Origin of the sequence: Mycobacterium sp. E740, from assembly GCF_001672895.1 — a bacterium.
GTDB lineage: Bacteria > Actinomycetota > Actinomycetes > Mycobacteriales > Mycobacteriaceae > Mycobacterium.
The window spans coordinates 1-20,461 of sequence record NZ_LZKP01000146.1; the positions used below are offsets into that span (position 1 = coordinate 1).

The following is a 20,461-nucleotide window of genomic DNA, read 5'->3' on the forward strand; positions in this document are numbered from 1 at the left end:
GCGGCGGTTTGACCGTGATCCCGCACATCGTCGAGGCGGTGCTCGTCGCGCATCCGGCGGTCGGCGAATGCGCGGTGTTCGGGGTGCCGGACGAGCGGCTGGGGCAGCGCGTGGCTGTGGCTATCGTGCTCGCGACCGGATTCGCCGCCCCGACGCTCGCCGAACTGCGCGAGCACGTCGCCGCCACCCTGGACGCCACCGCGGCGCCCCGCGAGATGCACGTCGTCGACGACCTGCCGAGACGCGGAATCGGCAAGATCGACCGCCGGGCGCTCACCGCGCATTCGCCGACCGCCGGATGCGCGACGAGCACCGCCTCGACGATGTGCGGGATCACGGTCAAACCGCCGCTGCTGACCGCGTCGTCCGCCCGGCCCAGCACCGTCAACCGGCCCGACGCGTCCACGGCGCCGACATCGTCGGTGCGAAACCAGCCCGGCTCCTCGAACGGGTCGGGGTCCACCGGATTTCGGTAGCCCTTCGCAAGTGTCGTCCCGCCCAACATGATTCGACCGCCGTTTGATGTCGCAGGCTGTGCGGCTCCGTCGGCGATCCTGATCCGGACACCGTCCAGCGGCGCTCCGTCATAGACACACCCGCCGGCGGTCTCGCTCATCCCGTACGTCCGCACCACCGAAACACCAGCTGCCGCAGCACGTTCAGCGAGCGGTGCGGGCATCGGGCCGCCTCCGATCAACACGGCGTCGAATTCGGCCAGCACCCTCGCCGACGAGGGATCTCGCAGCGCCCTGTCCAGCTGCACGGCCACCAGCGAGGCGTAGCGCCGCCCCGGCTCCAGCGCCGCAACAGCCGAAACCAGCTCGTCCGCAGTGAAACTCGGCGAGAGAGCGACCGGCGTGGTCCCGGCGACGACACTGCGCACCAGCACCTGCAATCCGGCGACGTGGTGCGGGGGCAGCGCGAGCAGCCATCGTCCCGGTCCGCCGAGGCGGTGGTGGGTCGCCTCCGCGCTGGCGATCAGCGCCGTGGCGGTCAGCATCGCACCCTTGGGCGTGCCGGTGGTGCCGGACGTCGGCACCACGACCGCCACGTCATCCTCGATCTCGCTGCCGGCACGCAGAGACGTTGTCAGCAAGGTTGATTCGCGAACGTCGTCGGCCGGGACCGGAAGTATGTGAGCGCGGCCGGCCAGCATCTCGTGCACGACGGGTAACGCCGACAATGCCGCGGCTCCGGAACCGACCGCGACGGGGCTCAGGACGGCTATGGCTCGTCCTCCGGATCGCGCGGGTCGTCGAGCGGCCAGCCTCGCACCGCCAACCGTTGGCGTACGCGCTCGACGTCGTCGGGGGTGGGCAGCGCATCGGTGATCTGCGTGATCAGTACGCCGATGTCGACAGGGTCGTACTCGGCGTCGAACTCGCCGTCCCGCTGCAGTTCCACCGCGACGGTCCTGACCTCGTCGTCGGTGAGGCGCCGCCGCAGCAGCGAGAACAGCGGCACCCGGTCCGGGCCGGGCACTCCCTCGGGGTAGCCCGCTGTGATCCACGCGACAATCTTGGCCAGAAACTTCGTCACTGCGCCCTCCCGCTTCGATGATGCCAGTGCGCCCCGAACGGGGCGAGTTTGACGCCGCCGGCAAACGCCTGACCGCCAGTGGGTGAACAGTGGATGAACAGATTGCCTGCTCGGCGCAAATTGCCTGCTCGACACGCCCTTCGAAAGTGGTCATGAATTAGGCGGATGGCCCGTCAAGCCGCAGAATCAACATCGTGAGCGCTGAGCTGATCATCCTCGTGCTGTTGATCGCGACCGCATTGGCATTCGACTTCACCAACGGCTTTCACGACACCGGCAACGCGATGGCGACGTCGATCGCCACCGGCGCCCTGAAGCCCAAGACCGCCGTGTTGTTGGCCGGCGTCCTCAACCTCGTCGGCGCGTTCCTCTCGGTGGAGGTGGCGGTAACGGTGACCACCTCGGTGCTCAAGGTGCAGAACACCTCGACCGGCGCTCTGCTGCCGTCGATCGACGCGTCGACCGGCTTGACGATCATCTTCGCTGGGCTGATCGGCGGCATACTGTGGAACCTGCTGACGTGGCTGTTCGGCATCCCGTCGAGTTCGTCGCACGCGTTGTTCGGCGGGCTGATAGGCGCGGGCATCGCCGCGCTGGGCACCGCAGGCGTCAACTGGAGCGGGATCAGCCAGAAGGTGCTGATCCCCGCGGTCGCCGCGCCGGTCATCGCGGGCCTGGTGGCGGCCTGCGGCACCTGGCTGGTCTACCGGATCACCCGCAACGTCGCCGAGAGCCGCCGCCGCGAAGGCTTCCGCTGGGGCCAGGTGGCGACCGCGTCGCTGGTGGCGTTGTCGCACGGCACCAACGACGCGCAGAAGACGATGGGTGTCATCGCGCTCGCACTCATCACGACCGGCCACCTGACCGGTGACGTCAAGGAGAACGGGCTGCCGTTCTGGGTCGTCCTCAGCTGTGCGGTCGCGATCGGGCTGGGCACTTATCTCGGCGGCTGGCGCGTCATCCGCACGCTGGGCAAGGGGCTGGTGGAGATCCAGTCACCGCAGGGCTTCGCCGCCGAAGCATCCTCGGCCGCAATCATTCTCAGCTCGAGCGCGGCGGGCATGGCGTTGTCGACGACCCACGTCGCGACCGGTTCGATCCTCGGCAGCGGTGTGGGCAAGCCCGCGGCGGAGGTGCGCTGGACGGTCGCCGGGCGCATGGCCGTCGCGTGGCTGGTCACGCTGCCCGCCGCTGGACTCGTCGGCGCGCTGTCGTTCTGGCTGTCCGACGGGGTCAAGGCGCTCACCGGATCCGACCTCGTCGGCGACGGGTTCATCTTCCTGCTGTTGGTCGGCCTGTCGTTCTACATGTGGTGGCGGGCGCAGCGCCAGAAGGTCGACCACAACAACGTCAACGCCGAATGGGACGAGGCCACCAACTCGGTCATACCCGCCGAACTGCGCCGCGCGCGGGTCGACGCACCGGTGGCGGTGTAGCGAGGGGATGTCGATGACTTACCTGGAGAGCATCTTCAAGGTGCTGGTCGTGGGGCTCGTGCTGGGAGCGGGGCTGCCCGCGCTGTTCGCGACAGGACTGGTCGCCTTCTCCGGGGGCGGCGCGACCGCGCCCAACCCGGTCCGCAAGTACCTGGGCGTGGCGCTGTTCGTGTTCGTCGGTTGGGTGATCGTCACCGCGGTGCTGTGGATCACCAGGGCCACGATCATCCACCACACCGGCATCGACCTGTTCCCGTTCATGCCGAAGAAGTGAGCCGCAAGCCATGATCGAGAACTTCACCGTGCTGGACAACGTGCTCTCGTGGCTGCGCCGCGGCTACCCGGAGGGGGTGCCGCCGAAGGACTACTTCCCGCTGCTCGCCCTGCTGAAGCGTTCGCTCACCGAAGACGAGGTGATCAGCGCCGCGCAGACCGTGCTGCGGGGTTCGACCGCCGACACCGTGACCGAAGACGAGATCCGTGACGCAATCCAGCAGGTCACCGCGCAGGAGCCGAATCCCGAAGAGATGCACCAGGTTGCGTCGCGGCTCGCCTCGGTGGGCTGGCCGCTGGCCACCCCGACGCGCTAAGCGTCCTGCCGGACGTCGCGCCGCAGCGGGTGCGTCTCGGGCACCTGCACGAAGATCAGCAGCACGCCGTCGGGGTCGTCGACGTGCATCTCGTGCAGCCCCCACGGCTCTTGGCGCGCCGCCCGCGCGATCGGCACACCGCGGCCCGAGAGCTCCCGCTCGGTGGCATAGACGTCGCGAACCTGGAGCCACATCGTGCCGCCGGCGCGCGGTGCGCCGTGGCCGGCGATCTCGATCAGCGACTGGCCGGCGTAGAAGACGGTGCCCGCGCCGTAGTCGCGGGCGATCGCCAGGCCCAGCTCGTCGCGGTAGAACTTCAGCGAACGCTGGTAGTCCGCCGGCCGAATGAGCATGCGGCTGGCCAGAATCTCCATGTGGTCGTGTCTATCACGGAGGGTCAGCCGATCCGCCGCCCGACACCTTCCCAGTACGGTTCGCGCAGCGCGCGCTTGAGCACCTTCCCGCTGGGAGTGCGGGGCAGGATCTCGGCGAACGACACGGACTTGGGCAGCTTGAACCCGGCGAGCCGGTCGCGCGCGTAGGCGATCAGCTCCGACTCGGTGGGCGAGGTGCCCGCAGCGGGTACGACGATCGCCTTCACCGCCTCGCCCCACGTCGCGTCGGGTACGCCGATCACGGCGACGTCGCCGACGGCCGGGTGCGTCATCAGCACGTTCTCGATCTCGGCGGGATACACGTTCTCGCCGCCCGACACGATCATGTCCTTGACGCGGTCGTGCAGGAAGACGTAGCCCTCGCCGTCGAGGTAGCCGGCGTCGCCGGTCTTCAGCCAGCCGTCCGGGGTGAGAGTGGCCGCCGTCGCGTCCGGGTTGTTCCAGTAGCCGCGCATGTTCTGTCGCGAGCGGGTCCACAGTTCGCCGACCGTGCCGGCCGGCACGTCCCGTCCGGCATCGTCGACGATGCGCACCTCGACCCAGTCGAACGGCTTGCCGCACGACCGCAGCAGCTCGGGGTCGTGCCGGTCGAGTTGGGTGACGGAGCCGGTGGTTTCGGTCTGTCCGTACACCTGCAGCAGATCGCAGCCGAACCGCTCCAGTGCCCTGACGAGAACGTCGTCGGTGATCGGCGACGCGCCGTAGACGATCGCCCGCAGGTTGCCGAAGTCCGTCGACTCGACACCGGGGGTTTCCAGCAGCCGCGTGATCACCACCGGTACCAGCAGCATGTTGGTGATGCCGTGTCGCTCAACGGCATCCAGGATCGCCGGCGGGTCGACGTCGCGCAGCACGACGGTGCGCGCGCCCTCGCACAGCCCGACCAGCGCCCAGCCGGAGCCCGCCATGTGGAACATCGGCATCACCGCGAGGCTCACGCTGTCGGCATCGAAGCGCCACTTCTCGGCGATGCCGGTGGCCTTGCAGAAGTAGTTGTCGTTGGTCAGCATGACGCCCTTCGGCGCCCCGGTCGTCCCCGATGTGTACATCAGGAACGCGATGTCATCGGGTTGCGTTGCGACGCAAGGGTCTTCGTCGGGTTGGGCGGCGAGCCAGTCGTCGTATGCGGGCCAGCGGTGGTGTTCGCCGATCGCGACGACGGTTGCCGCCAACTGGTCCTCGATCACCTCGACATGGCCGAAGAACTCGGCACCCACGACGACCACTAGCGCGCCCGCGTCGTCGATGATGTGGCGCATCTCGGCCGGCGCCAGCCGCCAGTTGAGCGGAACGACGATCGCGCCGATTTTCGACAGCGCGCAGACGATTTCGAAGAACTCGGTGCCGTTCTTCTCGATGAACGCGACCCGGTCACCGAAGCCGACACCCGCTGCGCGGAACGCCTGCGCGGCCTTGTTGGACCTGCTGTCGAGTTCGGCGAAGGTCACGGTGCGGTCCCCGGCCACCAGTGCGACGGCGTCCGGACGCTCGGCGCCGAAGACGCGTGCGATGTCGGCGGCGGTCGCCACGTCGGGATGCGGCATCAGGAATTCGGTTGGTAGCGTTGGCGTTTCATGATCGTGTCGACGACGGCCGGGGCGAAGCTGTTGATGGCGTGGGCGGTGACGGCCATGCGCGGCGCGATGCGCACGGGCCGGGTCCGCGCGGCGGTGATCATCCAGTCGGCAGCCTCGGCGGCGGTCAACCCGGCGAGCCCGTCGTAGGCGCGGGTGGGCGCGATCATCGGCGTGCGCACGAGCGGATAGAACAACGTCGTCGAATGCACGCCCTCGCCGCCCCACTCGGTCTCGATGACGCGGCTCACCGCGGTCAGCGCCGCCTTGGACGCGTTGTACACCGCGAACAACGGCGACGACTCGCTGAGCACACCCCACGTCGACACGTTGATGATGTGGCCGTCCCCGCGTTCGCGCATACCCGGCGCGAGCCCGCGGATGAGCCGCAGCGGCGAGTAGTAGTTGAGCGCCATGGTGCGCTCGACGTCGTGCCAGCGCTGCAGCGAGTCGGCGAGTGGCCTGCGGATCGAGCGACCGGCGTTGTTGATCAGGATGTCGACGCCGCCGAGCTCGTCCTCGACACGGGTCACGAGTTCGTCGACCGCGTCGAGGTCCGACAGGTCGCACGCGTGCGCCCGGGCGTCGCCGCCGGTCGCGGTGATCCGGTCGACCAGCGCGTCGAGCAGTTCCCGGCGCCGTGCGGCCACCACGACAGTCGCGCCGCGACGGGCGAACTTCTCAGCGGCGGCCTCCCCGATGCCCGACGACGCACCGGTGAGCAGGATGCGCTTGCCCCGCAGCTCGACGACGTCGCGGCCGGGTTGGAACTGCAGCAGCTCGGGGACTATCGGCGGTCGCATCGTGGTCAGCAGCAGTTGGTCGGCCAACCGCCGCAGGGGGCTTTTGCTCACGAGCGGTGAGTCTAGGTGAGCGATTTATGAGTGAAAACGCTCGCTCACCGATCGAAATCACTCACAAATCGCCCCTAGAAGTAGCGCGGGAAGCCGCTCCAATCGGGGTCACGCTTCTCCAGGAACGCGTCGCGGCCCTCGACCGCCTCGTCGGTCATGTACGCCAGCCGCGTCGCCTCGCCGGCGAACAGCTGCTGGCCGACGAGGCCGTCGTCGCTGAGGTTGAACGCATACTTGAGCATCCGAATCGCTTGCGGCGACTTGCCGTTGATCGCCGCCGCCCATTCCAGCCCGACGTTCTCCAGCTCGGCGTGGTCGACGACCTCGTTCACCGCGCCCATCGCGTGCATCTGCTCGGCGGTGTACGCGCGGCCGAGGAAGAAGATCTCGCGGGCGAACTTCTGGCCGACCTGCTTGGCCAGATACGCGCTGCCGTAACCGCCGTCGAAGCTGCCGACGTCGGCGTCGGTCTGCTTGAAGCGGGCGTGTTCTCGGCTGGCCAACGTCAGGTCACAGGTCACGTGCAGGCTGTGCCCACCGCCGGCGGCCCATCCGTTGACCAGACAGATCACCGGCTTGGGCATGAACCGGATCAGCCGTTGCACCTCGAGGATGTGCAGCCGCCCGGCGCGCGCCGGGTCGACCGTCTCGGCGGTCTCGCCCGACGCGTACTGATAGCCGCTGCGGCCGCGAATGCGTTGATCGCCGCCCGAGCAGAACGCCCATCCGCCGTCCTTCGGTGACGGCCCGTTACCGGTCAGCAGGATGACGCCGACGTCCGACGACATCCGCGCGTGGTCGATCACCCGGTAGAGCTCGTCCACGGTGTGCGGGCGAAACGCGTTGCGCACCTCCGGCCGGTCGAACGCCACGCGCACCGTCGGCTGACGCACGCCGTCGACGACGTGCCGGTGATAGGTGATGTCGGTCAGCTCGAAGCCGTCGATCGGCTGCCACAGCGACGGGTCAAATGGGTTGCGGCTCATGGGCTCACCATATCGATGCGAAACACCGGGCACCGACCCGCGAGCGCTTCGAACTCATCGGGATTCGGGCCGGTGACCAGGCCGGCGTTCTTGATGAAGCCGACGCCGGTGGGCACCTTGACCGGGAACTCGCGCAGCAGCGGCCGCGCCTGCTCGACCGGCATCTCGACCATGCGCACCCGTTCGCTGCGACGGCCGATGTGCAACGTGGCCGCACCGGCGGCCCGGACGTTGGCGACCCAGTCGGAGCCGGGCACGCCACCGACGACATAGCGTTGCCCGTCGACGATCATCGGGGTGACCGGAGTCGACCGCGGCTTGCCGGTCTTTCGACCGGGCACCGAAAGCACGACCGGTCCCTTCTCACCGAGGATGCCGAGCTTCTGCAGGCCGATCATGACCTTGTTGACGTACTTCAGCCACCACGGCAACCGAGTGTCGGACATGGCGAAAACGCTACGCGACCGCGTCGATGCGGAATACCGGCAGGCGGTTCGCCATCCCTTCGAGCTCTTCGGGGGTTGCTGTCGTGAGCACGCCGGCGCGCTTCATCAGGTCGACGCCGGTGGGCACCTGCGCCGGGAACTCGCGCAGCACCGGCCTTGCCTGCGTGGGTGGCAACTCGACGAGGCGCACCCGCTCGCAGTGCCTGCCCTTGCGCAATGTGGCGGTCTCGGCGGCGCGCACGTTGCGCACCCAGTCCGAGCCGGGATAGCCGCTGACCACGTAGCGGATTCCGTCGACGAGCATCGGCGTGACCGGCGTCGAGCGCGGCTTACCCGTCGCGCGGCCCGGCACGGTCAGCACCACCGGCGACTCGTGCCGCGAGATCGGCACACCCAGCCGCAGCAGCGCGATCATCATCTTGTTCACGTGCTTCAGCCATGGCGGCGCCGCGCTCCCGCTCATATGTTGACGCCGAATTCCGTTAGCGCCCTGAGTAATCCGTCAGGGCGCTGGGTGGTGGGCAGGGGATCGACGAGCGCGAAACCGCAGCCGAGTGAGCGGGCGCCACCGTCGGCCTCGTCGCTGTCACCGACCATGAGGGAGTCGGCAGGTTCGACGCCCAGTCTCGACAGTGCGGTCTGGAAGATCACCGGGTCCGGTTTGACCGCGCCGACCTCGAAGGACAACGCGAACACGTCGACGAACTCGGCGGCGCCGATGGACTCGAACGCCGGCCGCACGTCGAACGCGATGTTGGAGACGACCGCGGTCTTGATGCCCTGGCTGTGCAGACCCCGCAGCACCTCGGCGGTGTCGCGGTACGGCGTCCAGCTCAGCGGATCGATCAGGAGCCCGTACAACGACTCGGCGTGCTCGTCGGCCAACCCGCTCTCGCGCAGTACGTGCAGATACGCCTCGCGGTGCAGGTGCGGGGCGAGGTCCCGGTTGACCCAGGCGTGGTACTCGTCTGGCCCCATGTCGACGTGCTGACCGGTGGGCGCCGTCATCCGTCGCATCAACTCGGCCTGTACGTGCCCGTCGACCGCGCGGTCGTCGACCTCCATGCCGTGGAACCAGCTCTCGTCCTCTTCGAGCCGGAACAGCGTGCCGGAGAAGTCGAACAGCACCGCGCGTAGCTGGGTCACCCCATCATGTTAAGAGCGCGTTCGTCACCCGACGGCGCGGTCCGCGCCCGCCCAGAACTGGGCCCGCACCGCCTTCTTGTCCGGCTTGCCCAGCGCGGTCACCGGCACCGAGTCGACGACGATCACCTGCTTGGGCGACTGCACCGAACCCTTACGCTCCTTGACCGCCGATTGGATCTCGGCGGTCATCCGCGCCACGGCGTCCTCGGACGAATCAGCGTCCGGCCGCAACACGACGACGGCCGTCACCGCCTCGCCCCACTTCTCGTCGGGTGTCCCGATGACACAGACCTGCGCCACCGAAGGATGTTCTGCCACAACGTCTTCCACCTCCCGGGGGAATACGTTGAAGCCACCGGTGACGATCATGTCCTTCGTCCGGTCGACGATGTAGTAGAACCCGTCGGAGTCCTCGCGGGCCAGGTCGCCGGTGTGCATCCAACCGTCGCGGAAGGTCTCCGCAGTCGCCTCCGGCTTGTTCCAGTAGCCGCCGGACACCAGCGGCCCCGACACACAGATCTCACCCACCTCGCCCTGCGGCACCGGGTTGCCGTCGGCGTCGAGCAGCGCCACCCGCGCGAACACCGTCGGCCGCCCGCACGACGTCAACCGCTGCTCGTCGTGATCGTTCTTTGCGAGGTAGGTGATCACCATCGGCGCCTCGGACTGGCCGTAGTACTGCGCGAAGATCGGCCCGAAGCGCCGGATCGCTTCGCGCAGCCGCACCGGGTTCATCGCCGAGGCCCCGTAGTACACGGTCTCCAGCGACGACAGGTCGCGGGTCTGCGAGTCGGGGTGGTCCATTAGCGCGTAGATCATCGACGGCACGAGCATCGTCGCGGTGATCTTCTGCTCCTCGATCACCCGCAGCACCTCGGCGGGGTCGAACTTGGTCAGCACGAACAGCTGACCGCCCTTGATGATGGTCGGCACGAAGAATGCGGCGCCGGCATGCGACAGCGGCGTGCACATGAGGAACCGCGGATGCTCGGGCCATTCCCATTCGGCCAGCTGGATCGTCGTCATCGTGGTGATCGACTGCACGGTGCCGATGACGCCCTTCGGCTTACCGGTGGTGCCGCCGGTGTAGGCCATTCCGCCGATGTGGTCGGGCGGCAGGTCGGCGGCCACCAGCGGCTGCGGCGAGTACTTGGCGGCCTCGGCGGTCAGGTCGACGCCGACGCCTTCCAGTTCCGCGGGCACCGGGCCGATCGTCAGCACCTGCTTGAGGGCGGGCACCTTCTCGAGCAGCCCGAGCGCGCGCTCGACGAACATCGGGTTGGGGTCGATGATCAGCGACGTGACCCCGGCGTCGTTCAACACGTACGCGTGGTCGTCCAGCGAACCGAGAGGGTGTAGTGCGGTGCGGCGGTAACCCTGCGTCTGCCCGGCGCCGATGATCATCAGCACCTCCGGGCGGTTCAGAGACAGCAGGCCGGTGGCGGTGCCCGAGCCGGCGCCGAGCGCCTCGAACGCCTGAACGTACTGGCTGATGCGCTCGGCGAGCTGGCCGCCGGTCAGCGTGGTGTCGCCGAGGAACAGCACCGGCTTGTCCTTGTTCCGCTTGAGCGCCCCGACCGTGAGGTGCCCGGAGTGGATCGGATGGCGCAGCAAGTCATCACTCATGGCCATCAGACTAGAACGTGTTCCAGTCTGACTGGAAAGGGTCGCCGGTTTTGGCTTGACTCGTTCGTGTGAGCAGTGCCGAGCGCCTCCGGGCGGCAATCCTTGCGCTCAGCAGAGCGCGCGGCCCGGACAAGACGATCTGCCCGTCCGACGCCGCCCGCGCGGTCGGCGGGGACGGGTGGCGCGAGCTGATGGACGACGCACGCGAGGTCGCCCGTGCTCTCGCCCGCGCCGGCGACGTCGAGATCACCCAGAAGGGTGAGGTGCTCGACCCGGACGCGCCGTGGCGCGGACCCATCCGGATCCGCGCGATCCGCGAAGGTTTCTCATCGGATATTCGCCGCGACTGAGAAGATGACCGCATGCCCACCGCTGACCTGGTCATTCGTGGAACCGTGCTCACTGTCGACGACCGGCAGCCGACCGCCGAGGGGGTCGCGGTGGCCGACGGCCGCATCGTGGCGGTGGGCAGCCGCCGCGACGTCGAGAGCTGGGTCGGTCCGGACACCGAAGTCCGCGACGTCAACGGCTGCGTGATGCCCGGCCTCATCGAGGCGCACGGCCACCCGCTGATGGAGGCGATCGTGCTGTCCGAGCGGATGGTCGACATCCGTCCGGTCACGCTGCCCGACGCGCGTGACGTCGTCGATGCCATACGTGCGGAGGTCGCCAAGCGCGGCGCCGACGGTGCGTACCTCAACGGCTGGGATCCTTTGCTGCAGAACGGGTTACCTGATCCGACGTTGGCCTGGCTCGACGGCGAAGCGCCCGACTCCCCGCTGGTGATCGTGCACAACTCCGGGCACAAGGCCTTCTTCAACAGCGCGGCCGCGCGACGGTTCGACCTCACCCGCGACACTCCGGACCCGAAGGGCGCGCGCTACGGGCGCGATGCCGACGGCGAACTCGACGGCACCGCCGAGGAGACCGGCGCGGTTTTCAGCCTGCTGGCCGGCGTGATCAACCCCGCCGACTATCCGGCGATGCTGCACGCCGAACTTCGCCGGCTCAACAAGGTCGGGTTGACGACGTGTTCGGAGATGGCGTTCGACCCCGTGTTCCGTCCGGTGGTCGATCTCATCCGCGACGACCTGACGGTGCGGTTGCGCGTCTACGAGATCTCCAACGAGCAGATGACGACCGACATGTCGCCGGCCAACGGCGACGACCTGTTCCGTCAGGTCGGCATCAAGATCTGGGTCGACGGCTCCCCGTGGATCGGCAACATCGACCTGTCGTTCCCGTACCTGGACACCGACGCCACCCGCGCCATCGGCGTGGCGCCGGGCTCCTGCGGGCACGCCAACTACACGCGCGAACAGCTCACCGAGATCGTGCACTCGTACTTCCCGAACGGCTGGCCGATGGCGTGCCACGTCCAGGGCGACGCCGGCGTCGACACCATCCTCGACGTGTACGAAGACGCGTTGCGTCGCTGGCCCCGCGACGATCACCGGCTTCGGCTCGAGCATGTCGGCGCGATCCGCGACGAGCAGCTGCAGCGCGCCCACGACCTCGGCGTCACGTGCAGCGTGTTCGTCGACCAGATCCACTACTGGGGCGACATCATCGTCGACGGGCTGTTCGGTGCCGAGCACGGAAACCGTTGGATGCCATGCGGATCCGCGGTCGCGACAGGGATGCGGATCTCGCTGCACAACGATCCGCCGGTCACCCCCGAGGAGCCGTTGCGCAACATCAGTGTCGCGGCCACCCGCACGGCGCCGAGCGGCCGGGTGATCGGGCCGGAGCAGCGGATCTCCGTCGAACAGGCGATCCGCGCCCAGACCATCGACGCCGCCTACCAGTTGTTCGCCGACGACGTCATCGGCTCGCTGGAGGTCGGCAAGTACGCCGACATGGTCGTGCTCTCCGCCGACCCGCGCGCCGTGCCGCCCGAGCAGATCGCCGACCTCGAGGTGCAGGCCACATACCTGGCGGGGCGGCAGGTTTATTCGAAAGACGACTGACGCGACGGCGGGCATGGCACGCTCGAAACATGCCTGACCTCTCGAACCTGCCTGTCCCGCGTTTCCTCGACGAACGAACCGCGCACTGGGCGCAGACCACTCCCGACGCCGAAGCGATGACCTACCTCGAGCGGACGTGGACGTGGGAGCAGTGGAACGACCGCGTGCGACGTCTCGCCGGCGCGCTGAAGGAGCGCGGCGTCAAGCGGGGTGATGTGGTCGCGTTACTCGACAAGAACCACCCGGCGTGCGTCGAGCTGACGTTGGCCGCGGCGTCGCTGGGCGCGGCCAACGCGATCATCAACTTCCGCCTGGCCGCCGACGAGCTCGACTACGTGCTCAACGATTCGGGCGCCAAGCTGTTGGTCGTCGGCAAGGAACTTAAGCCGACCGTCGACAAGATCCGCGACAAGCTCACCGACGTCGAGCACATCGTCGAAGTGACTCCGGAGGGTGAGGAGGGCGACGAGTACGAGGCGATGCTCGCCGCCGCGACGCCGGTCGAGCGTGGCGACGACGTCGAACCCGACGACGTGGCGATCATCATGTATTCGTCGGGCACCACGGGCAGGCCCAAGGGTGTGGAGCTGACGCATGCGAACCTGATCGCGCACACGGTCAACGCCCACGAAGGCTTCGAGTTCGACGAGGGCGACAAGAACATGGTGTCGATGCCGTTGTTCCACGTCGGCGGATCGTCCTACGTGCAGTTCGGCATTCACGACGGCGTGCCCAGCGTGATGACCCGCGACGTCGACGGGTTGTCGCTGGCCGGCGCGATACTCAACGGCGCCAACCGCACCTTCCTGGTGCCGGCGGTGCTTGCCAAGGTGCTCGAGTCCGGCGGGGATGCGGTGAAGCTGTTCAGTTCACTGAAGACCTTCGCCTACGGTGCGTCGCCGATGCCGCTGCCGTTGCTGCGTAAGGCGCTCGAGGTCTGGCCGGACACCGACTTCATGCAGGCCTACGGCCTCACCGAGGTGTGTGGGGTGATCAGCCATCTGCTGCCCGAGGCGCATCGCGATCCGGGCCGCGAAGAGCGGTTGACCAGCGCGGGAACCCTGGTACCCAACGCGGAAGTGCGCGTCGTCGACCCGGACACCCTCGAAGAGGTGCCGACGGGGGAGCAGGGCGAACTGTGGTTCCGCACAGCGCAATTGATGAAGGGCTATCACAACAAGCCTGAAGCGACCGCCGAGTCGATCACCGACGACGGCTGGTTCCGCAGCGGCGACATCGGCCGCATCGACGACGGCGGCTACCTGTTCGTCGAGGACCGGCTCAAGGACATGATCATCTCCGGTGGAGAGAACATCTACTCGATCGAGGTCGAGCGCGTCGTCGCCGATCATCCCGCGGTCGCCGACGTCGCGGTGATCGGCGTGCCGGACGAGAAGTGGGGCGAAGTAGTCAAAGCTGTCGTCTCACTGGAGGATTCGGCTACGCCGGAGGAGATCATCGCGTGGTGTCGCGAGCGGCTCGCGGCGTACAAGTGCCCGAAGTCCGTCGACATCACCGAGGAGCTGCCGCGCAACCCTACGGGCAAGATCCTGAAAAAAGAGCTGCGCAAGCCGTACTGGGAGGGCCGCGACCGCGCGACGGTCTAGCGGTTGAGCGCCCAGATGTGCGTGGACAACGCGGTCGCGAACGCACACCAGGCCGGATAGGCGGCCAACGGGGCAGCGGCCGCGCCGCGCACCTGCACCGCGCGGCGGGTGAGATCGGCGCTGCTGACGGTGAGCGCACCGGCGGCGATCGCCGACGTGCCCAGCATGCCGCGGTTGAAGAACAGCCACGACCAGCTGCCGTTGAGCACGAGGTTCACCGCGAGTGCCGCGAGGTATGCGCGGCGCTCATCGGTATGCCCGCGGCGGTCCAGCTCGTCGAGCGTGGCCGACGAGGTCAGCGCGAGATCGGCGTAGAGAATCGGCCATACGATCGGAAACGCTTGGCGCGGAGGCTGATACGGCGGTTTGCGCAACCTCGCGTACCACAGTGACTGTGCGTCCTTGCTCGCGAGGCCGCCGACGACCGCCGTCGCGGCCACCGCGAGCGCCGTGGGCGCCAGTGTCTTCAATCGCACGATGCACTCCTCACCGAAGAACGATTAGTTAAGTAACTTAAAGGTAGCCCGTACGGGGCTCGCTAAACCTCGGGCAGGATGGTGCACATGCCGCAGCACCCCGATCTTGCGGACATCGTGGACCGCATGCATGTCGTCGCACTGCCGATGCGAGTTCGGTTCCGCGGCATCACCGTCCGCGAGGTGGCGCTGATCGACGGGCCCGCCGGCTGGGGCGAGTTCGGGGCGTTCCTCGAGTACGAGCCGCCTGAGGCGGCGCACTGGCTGCCCTCGGCCCTGGAAGCCGCCTACGAATCGCCGCCGGCAGCCCGCCGAGACCGCATTCCGATCAACGCGACCGTCCCGGCCGTCGCCGCGTCGCACGTGCCCGAGGTGCTGGCCCGGTTTCCCGGCGCGCGCACGGCCAAAGTGAAGGTGGCCGAGCCGGGCCAGACACTCGCCGACGACGTGGCGCGCGTCAACGCCGTGCGCACGCACCTACCGACGGTGCGGGTCGACGCCAACGGCGGCTGGAGCGTCGAAGCCGCCGTCGAAGCCGCCGCAGCACTGACCGCGGAGGGGCCGCTGGAGTACCTCGAACAACCCTGCGCGACGGTCGCCGAACTGGCCGAGCTTCGGCGAAGGATCGACGTGCCGATCGCCGCCGACGAGAGCATCCGCAAGGCCGACGACCCACTGCGCGTGGTGCGCGAGAACGCCGCCGACGTCGCGGTGCTCAAGGTCGCACCACTGGGCGGGGTGCGCGCCATGCTGAAGATCGCCGCGCAGATCGACATCCCGATCGTCGTCTCCAGCGCGCTCGACTCAGCGGTCGGTATCGGTCGCGGACTGTTGGCCGCCGCGGCCCTGCCCGACCTGCGGTATGCATGCGGCCTGGGCACCGGCGGGTTGTTCGTCGAGGACGTCGCCGAACCGCTGACCGCCGACGACGGCTATCTGCCGATCGGCACCCTCGCTCCCGACCCCGCGCGGCTGACGGCACTGGCCGCGCCGCCGGATCGGCGGCAGTGGTGGGTCGAGCGCGTGCGCAGTTGTCTGCCGCTGATCAACCGTTGACACGTTGACACAAATCACTAGTCTCTGTGTCAAGCGCATCGGAGGCGACATGACCGAGACGGCCGAAGCACCAGCTGTCCGCAAGCCTGTCGGCGAGGTGCGCCCGAAGGTCGTGGCCGAGTTCCGCAAGCACAGCGGCAGTGCGCTGGGCGGGTTCTTCGGTGCGGCGGCCTTCGACGAAGTCGCGCTGGTCCCGGTGGCTGCCGCCGTCGACAAGACCGGACGATTCGAGGCCAACTTCGCGGATCGAGGGGTGCGAAGCGGGTTTTCGGCGTTCCTCGCGATCTGGGGTGATCCGCACGACCGGGCGGCCGAGGGGGAGCGGCTCAAACGGATGCACCGAGAGGTGCACGGACGCGGCGGCGGGGCATTCACCGACGTGCGCTACAGCGCGCTGGACCCGCGACTGTGGAACTGGATCGCGGTCAGTGGGCTGTTCCTCGTGCTGAACTCGTTCACGCCGTGCACTGGGATCACGATGACGGCGGCCGAGAAGGAGGCCGCTTATCAGCAGTTGCTCGAGGCGTTCGCGTCCCTGGAACTGCCGGGCAAGAACGCCAAACTGCCGGCCACTTACGCCGACGCGGTGCGGTACTACGACGAGATGGTGGCCACCGAACTCAAAGACAACGCCTTTCTGCGGCGCGTCACCGCAGGGCTGACTCGACTTCCGTTGCCCACCTTGATGATTCCGCCCACCATGCGTATCGCGCTGACGCCGCCTTGGCTGCTAGTCCGCCCCCTGGCGGGACGCGTCGTCAAGATCTGCTCCTTCGGCATCCTGCATCCAGGCGTCCGCGACTTGACCGGCTTCCATTGGCAGGAGCGTCATGACCGCGAGTTCGAGTTGTACTCCCGGCTGCTGCAGCTGGCGTGGCGGGTCCTGCCCGACCGGGTGAGGTTGATTCCGTTGGCGCGCAACCGGTTGGAGTACGAGAAGCTGGTGCGGTTGCACCGCTCGGTCGCCCTGGAATCCTTCGCGCCGCCGGCCGGATGTCCGGCCGGCAGACAGTTGTGACCTAGACCGATGCGACGGCTCCGCAACAACGACAGCCGAACCGAGCAAGAGGCCGCCATCCTCAAGGCCGCCGCGGAAGAGGTGGCGCTCGTCGGCGTCGGCCGGGCGAGCATGGACGTCGTGGCGCGGCAGGCCGGGGTCAGCCGCAGCACGTTGTATCGCCGGTTTCCGAGCCGCGACGTGCTCATCACCGAGCTCGGCCGGCAGACGTTCGACTTCGCGATGGCGCGGCTGCAGACCGTCGCGATCGACTCCGGCCCGAAAGAGGCCGCAGTGGCGGTGTTCTGCGAAGGGCTGCGACTGCTCACCGACGAACCGGTCATGCGCAGGTTCCTGCGGCTCGACGGCGATCTGTCGGCGATGGCCGGCATGTACGACGTCGCCGAGGAGTTCCTCGCCAGCGCGTCGGCGGGAATGGCCAGAGCGCTGCGCGTGGCGGGTGCCACCATGCCCGACGACGACCTGCTGGCCGTATGCGAACTGCACGTCCGGCTCGCGACGTCGCTGGCACAGGTTCGCACGCCGGTGCTCGACGTCCACGACGGCAACGCGGTGCGCGCGTACGCGGTCAAGCACCTCTCGCCGTTGGTGTGGTGACGTGTCCTGATCTGTGGGATGCATGGCCTGGACGCCACGCGCCCGGTGACCAACACTGGAGCCGTGCGGTCGGTGGTGATCCTCGGATTTGCGGGCGTCCAGGCCCTTGACCTGGTCGGCCCGTTCGAGGTGTTCACCGGGGCGTCGATGTATCTGCAGGGCAGCGGCCACGAGGGCTACGACGTGCGGGTGGTGACGTCGGACGGTGAACCCGCGACGACCGGCACCGGGCTCGCGTTCGTCGCGCAGCCGCTGCCCGACCCGCGCAAGCCCGTCGACACCGTGATCCTGCCCGGCGGCTTCGGCGTGGAGGAGGCCCGGCGCGACCTCGACCTGATCAACTGGATCCAGACGGTCTCGGCGAACGCGCGGCGGGTCGTCAGCGTGTGCACCGGTGCCTTCCTCGCCGCCGAGGCCGGTCTGCTCGACGGCTGTGCGGCCACCACGCACTGGGCGTTCGCCGACCGGCTGGCACACGAGTTCCCCTCGGTCGCAGTTGATCCCGAGCCGATCTTCGTCCGCAGCAACGAGCGCACATGGACCGCCGCGGGGGTCACGGCGGGCATCGATCTGGCACTCTCGCTCGTCGAGGACGACCACGACACGGAAGCGGCGCAGACCGTCGCGCGCTGGCTCGTGATGTACCTGCGCAGGCCGGGCGGCCAGACGCAGTTCGCCGCACCGGTGTGGATGCCGCGAGCCAAACGAGCACCGATCCGCGAGGTCCAGGAATCGATCGAAGCCGAACCCGGTGGCGTGCACAGTGTTCCGGAACTCGCTCGGCGCGCCGCGATGAGCCCGCGCCACTTCACCCGCGTGTTCACCGACGAGGTGGGCGAGGCGCCCGGCGCGTACGTCGAGCGTATCCGCACCGAAGCCGCCCGCCGCCAGCTCGAGGAGACCGACGACACCCTCACCGTCATCGCCGCCCGGTGCGGCTTTGGCAGCGCGGAAACGTTGCGCCGCAACTTCGTTCGCAAACTCGGCATATCGCCCGACCAGTACCGCAAGACGTTCGCCTGAAGGAGACATCATGCAGATCGCCGTCGTCCTCTATCCCGGCTTCACCGCGCTGGACTTCATCGGTCCATACGAGTCGCTGCGCTTTCTTCCCGACACCGAGGTGCGTTTCCTGTGGCACGAGCCCGGTCCTATCGCCGCGGACTCCGGCGTCCTGCTGATCGGTGCGACCCACACGTTCGACGAGACACCGTCGCCCGACGTGATCCTGATTCCCGGCGGATTCAGCACCATGGAGCATGCCCGCGACGAGAAGCTGCTCGCGTGGGTGCGGCAGGCCCACCAGAGCTCGACATGGACGGCGTCGGTGTGCTCTGGGTCGTTGATCCTCGCGGCTGCCGGCCTGCTCGACGGAAAGCGGGCCACGTCACACTGGGCAGCGCTGCCGTTCTTGAAGACCTTCGGCGCCACGCCCGTCGGCGACCAGCGCATCGTTCGGGAGAGCGACCACATCGTGACGGCGGCGGGTGTTTCCGCCGGCCTCGACCTGGGCTTGTGGCTGGCCGGTCAGATCGGCGGCGAGGCGAAGGCCAAGACCATCCAGCTGTCCATGGAGTATGACCCGCAGCCGCCGTTCGATTCGGGACACATGTCGAAGGCGTCGGCGGCCACCAAAGCCGCCGCGGCTGCCCTGATGGGCCGCGACCTGGTCAAGCCCGCCCAGCTGAAGGCGGCGTCGCTGCTGGTGTGGGACCAGGCGCTCAAGCGTGTCCGCAAACGGACGACTTCGGTGCCCTGACAGCCGGTGCGCGACAGTCTGGACCGAAGTCACTGGGTTACGGTCGTGCCATGGGCATTCCCGAAGTCCGGCCCGACCCGCCGACGCCGTTCATCCGCGCGGGCGCCCGGTTGATGGGCCTGGGCCCGGCGCGGTGGTTCCTCCGCCGCGTCGGATGGCGGCTCGACCGCACCCTGATCACGGCGACGAACGGCCGCCTGTCGATGTCGTTGGTGCTGCCGGAGGTACTGCTGACGCACACCGGCGCCAAGACGGGTCAGCAGCGAAGCACGCCGCTGACCTATTTCACCGATGCCGGCCGCGTCATCGTGATCGCGTCGAACTACGGCGGCGCGCGACATCCGGCCTGGTTCCACAACGTCAAGGCCCATCCGCGGGTGACGCTGTCGGCGCGCGGATACCGCGGCACCTTCGTCGGCGAAGAGGTCACCGGCGCCGAACGCGACCGGCTGTTCACTCTGGCCAAGCAGTTCGTCCCGAACTACGCCGACTACGAGAAGCGCGCCGGGGAACGACGCATACCGGTCGTCGCTTTCACCGAAGAGGCGTAGGCGGGCACACCCGAACCACGGACCCAGCCGCGAAGTGAGTACCGTGGCGGGGTGAATCTGGCCTTCGACGACCGCGGCCGCGGTCCATCAGTCCTGTTCATCGCCGGTCACGGCGGCGCGGGCCGCACCTGGCAGTTGCACCAGGTGCCGGACTTCCAGCGCGCCGGTTACCGCTGCATCACCTTCGACAACCGCGGGGTGGGCGCCACCGAGAACGCCAGCGACTTCACCACCGAGACGATGGTGGCCGACACGGCGGCGCTGATCGAGAAGCTCGACGCGGCGCCCGTGCACATCGTCTCGGTGTCGATGGGCTCGTTCATCGCCCAGGAGCTGATGGTGGCGCGCCCCGAACTCGTCGACCGGGCGGTGCTGATGGCCACCCGCGGCCGCGAGGACCGCACCCGCGCGTTCTTTCGCAACGCCGAACGCGAACTCGTCCAGTCCGGTGTGCAGCTGCCCCCGATGTACGACGCGAAAATGCGCCTGCTGGAGAGCTTTTCGCCGAAGACGCTCAACGACGACGCCAAGGCGCGCGACTGGATCGACATGTTCACCATGTGGCCGGCCAAGTCGACGCCCGGCGGCCGCGCCCAGCTCGAGATCAGCCCGCACGACAATCGGCTGCCCGCTTACCGAAGTATTACGTCGCCCACGCTGGTGATCGGCTTCGCCGACGATCTCGTCCTGCCGCCGCATTTGAGCCGCGAGGTCGCCGACGCCATCCCGAACGGCCGTTTCCTCGAGATTCCCGACGCCGGGCATCTCGGCTTCCTCGAGCGGCCGCAGGTGGTCAACAAGGCGGCACTCGATTTCCTCGCCGATAGGCTGTAAC

General features: G+C 68.3%; 23 protein-coding genes and 2 pseudogenes. 14 read left to right on the forward strand and 11 right to left on the reverse strand.

Annotation, left to right across the window (positions count from 1 at the left end; translation table 11 throughout):
* Positions 1-275, forward strand: a pseudogene (locus A5663_RS23840) (O-succinylbenzoic acid--CoA ligase); the annotation flags it as partial.
* Here A5663_RS23840 and menE read toward each other — a convergent pair.
* Both menE and A5663_RS13780 read right to left on the reverse strand, forming a co-directional pair.
* Positions 233-1,156 (reverse strand): annotated as a pseudogene (menE, locus tag A5663_RS23585) (o-succinylbenzoate--CoA ligase); the annotation flags it as partial. The pseudogenes A5663_RS23840 and menE overlap by 43 nt on opposite strands.
* A gap of 68 nt (positions 1,157-1,224) precedes the next feature.
* Complete coding sequence (locus tag A5663_RS13780; RefSeq protein WP_068149729.1) at positions 1,225-1,539, reverse strand: DUF3349 domain-containing protein; 315 nt, start codon at positions 1,537-1,539, stop codon at positions 1,225-1,227.
* Positions 1,540-1,733: 194 nt separating this feature from the next.
* Between A5663_RS13780 and A5663_RS13785 the strand changes: the two genes are divergently transcribed.
* The 3 genes from A5663_RS13785 to A5663_RS13795 are packed head-to-tail and all read left to right on the forward strand — an operon-like array spanning position 1,734 to position 3,565.
* Positions 1,734-2,975, forward strand: a complete 1,242-nt coding sequence (locus tag A5663_RS13785) for an inorganic phosphate transporter (protein WP_068149732.1) — start codon at positions 1,734-1,736, stop codon at positions 2,973-2,975.
* A gap of 13 nt (positions 2,976-2,988) precedes the next feature.
* Positions 2,989-3,249: a hypothetical protein gene (locus A5663_RS13790; protein WP_068149843.1), complete on the forward strand. Its 261-nt coding sequence runs from the start codon at positions 2,989-2,991 to the stop codon at positions 3,247-3,249.
* Positions 3,250-3,259: 10 nt separating this feature from the next.
* Positions 3,260-3,565, forward strand: a complete 306-nt coding sequence (locus A5663_RS13795) for a DUF3349 domain-containing protein (RefSeq protein ID WP_068149736.1) — start codon at positions 3,260-3,262, stop codon at positions 3,563-3,565.
* Here the strand turns inward: A5663_RS13795 and A5663_RS13800 are convergent.
* From A5663_RS13800 to fadD8, 8 genes are all read right to left on the reverse strand, one after another.
* Entirely contained in the window at positions 3,562-3,939 is a 378-nt protein-coding gene (locus A5663_RS13800; protein WP_068149739.1) for a VOC family protein, read from the reverse strand. The two genes, A5663_RS13795 and A5663_RS13800, sit on opposite strands and share 4 nt — an antisense overlap.
* A 23-nt stretch (positions 3,940-3,962) precedes the next feature.
* Positions 3,963-5,504 (reverse strand): long-chain-fatty-acid--CoA ligase, encoded by a 1,542-nt coding sequence (locus A5663_RS13805; protein WP_068149742.1) that lies wholly within the window; start codon positions 5,502-5,504, stop codon positions 3,963-3,965.
* Positions 5,504-6,388, reverse strand: coding sequence for an SDR family oxidoreductase (locus A5663_RS13810; protein ID WP_068149746.1), 885 nt, complete (start codon positions 6,386-6,388; stop codon positions 5,504-5,506). The genes A5663_RS13805 and A5663_RS13810 overlap by 1 nt, the downstream gene beginning before the upstream one ends.
* 74 nt (positions 6,389-6,462) lie before the next feature.
* Positions 6,463-7,374: a 1,4-dihydroxy-2-naphthoyl-CoA synthase gene (locus A5663_RS13815; RefSeq protein ID WP_068149749.1), complete on the reverse strand. Its 912-nt coding sequence runs from the start codon at positions 7,372-7,374 to the stop codon at positions 6,463-6,465.
* On the reverse strand, positions 7,371-7,820 hold the full coding sequence (locus A5663_RS13820; RefSeq protein WP_068149752.1) for a nitroreductase family deazaflavin-dependent oxidoreductase: 450 nt from the start codon (positions 7,818-7,820) through the stop codon (positions 7,371-7,373). Before A5663_RS13820 ends, A5663_RS13815 begins: the two co-directional genes overlap by 4 nt.
* A gap of 10 nt (positions 7,821-7,830) precedes the next feature.
* Complete coding sequence (locus A5663_RS13825) at positions 7,831-8,283, reverse strand: nitroreductase/quinone reductase family protein (RefSeq protein WP_068149755.1); 453 nt, start codon at positions 8,281-8,283, stop codon at positions 7,831-7,833.
* Positions 8,280-8,966, reverse strand: coding sequence for an HAD family hydrolase (locus A5663_RS13830; RefSeq protein ID WP_068149758.1), 687 nt, complete (start codon positions 8,964-8,966; stop codon positions 8,280-8,282). Before A5663_RS13830 ends, A5663_RS13825 begins: the two co-directional genes overlap by 4 nt.
* A gap of 24 nt (positions 8,967-8,990) precedes the next feature.
* Positions 8,991-10,592, reverse strand: coding sequence for a fatty-acid--CoA ligase FadD8 (gene fadD8 / locus A5663_RS13835; protein ID WP_068149760.1), 1,602 nt, complete (start codon positions 10,590-10,592; stop codon positions 8,991-8,993).
* A gap of 68 nt (positions 10,593-10,660) precedes the next feature.
* Between fadD8 and A5663_RS13840 the strand changes: the two genes are divergently transcribed.
* From A5663_RS13840 to A5663_RS13850, 3 genes are read left to right on the forward strand one after another with little or no spacing between them, the layout of a single operon-like run.
* Complete coding sequence (locus tag A5663_RS13840) at positions 10,661-10,942, forward strand: DUF3253 domain-containing protein (RefSeq protein WP_068149763.1); 282 nt, start codon at positions 10,661-10,663, stop codon at positions 10,940-10,942.
* Between the two features lie 12 nt (positions 10,943-10,954).
* Complete coding sequence (locus A5663_RS13845) at positions 10,955-12,562, forward strand: amidohydrolase (protein WP_068149766.1); 1,608 nt, start codon at positions 10,955-10,957, stop codon at positions 12,560-12,562.
* Positions 12,563-12,591: 29 nt separating this feature from the next.
* A complete protein-coding gene (locus tag A5663_RS13850) occupies positions 12,592-14,169 on the forward strand; it encodes a long-chain-fatty-acid--CoA ligase (protein ID WP_068149771.1) in 1,578 nt (525 codons plus the stop codon).
* On the opposite strand, the gene A5663_RS13855 is transcribed toward A5663_RS13850, so the two are convergent.
* A complete protein-coding gene (locus A5663_RS13855) occupies positions 14,166-14,645 on the reverse strand; it encodes a TspO/MBR family protein (RefSeq protein ID WP_068149773.1) in 480 nt (159 codons plus the stop codon). The genes A5663_RS13850 and A5663_RS13855 overlap by 4 nt on opposite strands.
* Positions 14,646-14,732: 87 nt before the next feature.
* Here A5663_RS13855 and A5663_RS13860 point away from each other — a divergent pair, with 87 nt between their 5' ends.
* Genes A5663_RS13860 through A5663_RS13890 form a run of 7 tightly spaced genes read left to right on the forward strand, consistent with a single transcriptional unit; the run spans position 14,733 to position 20,460 of the window.
* A complete protein-coding gene (locus tag A5663_RS13860) occupies positions 14,733-15,701 on the forward strand; it encodes an o-succinylbenzoate synthase (RefSeq protein WP_068149846.1) in 969 nt (322 codons plus the stop codon).
* A 49-nt stretch (positions 15,702-15,750) separates the two neighbouring features.
* Positions 15,751-16,719: an oxygenase MpaB family protein gene (locus A5663_RS13865; RefSeq protein ID WP_068149778.1), complete on the forward strand. Its 969-nt coding sequence runs from the start codon at positions 15,751-15,753 to the stop codon at positions 16,717-16,719.
* A 9-nt stretch (positions 16,720-16,728) separates the two neighbouring features.
* On the forward strand, positions 16,729-17,316 hold the full coding sequence (locus tag A5663_RS13870; protein WP_068149781.1) for a TetR/AcrR family transcriptional regulator: 588 nt from the start codon (positions 16,729-16,731) through the stop codon (positions 17,314-17,316).
* A gap of 18 nt (positions 17,317-17,334) precedes the next feature.
* Positions 17,335-18,339, forward strand: coding sequence for a GlxA family transcriptional regulator (locus A5663_RS13875; RefSeq protein ID WP_156744478.1), 1,005 nt, complete (start codon positions 17,335-17,337; stop codon positions 18,337-18,339).
* A 10-nt stretch (positions 18,340-18,349) separates the two neighbouring features.
* Positions 18,350-19,075 (forward strand): DJ-1/PfpI family protein, encoded by a 726-nt coding sequence (locus A5663_RS13880; protein ID WP_068149786.1) that lies wholly within the window; start codon positions 18,350-18,352, stop codon positions 19,073-19,075.
* 50 nt (positions 19,076-19,125) lie between these two features.
* Entirely contained in the window at positions 19,126-19,626 is a 501-nt protein-coding gene (locus tag A5663_RS13885; protein WP_068149789.1) for a nitroreductase family deazaflavin-dependent oxidoreductase, read from the forward strand.
* Between the two features lie 51 nt (positions 19,627-19,677).
* Positions 19,678-20,460 carry an alpha/beta fold hydrolase gene (locus tag A5663_RS13890; RefSeq protein WP_068149792.1) on the forward strand — a complete coding sequence of 261 codons (783 nt, stop codon included), beginning with the start codon at positions 19,678-19,680 and terminating at the stop codon, positions 20,458-20,460.
* Position 20,461: the final 1 nt, after the last annotated feature.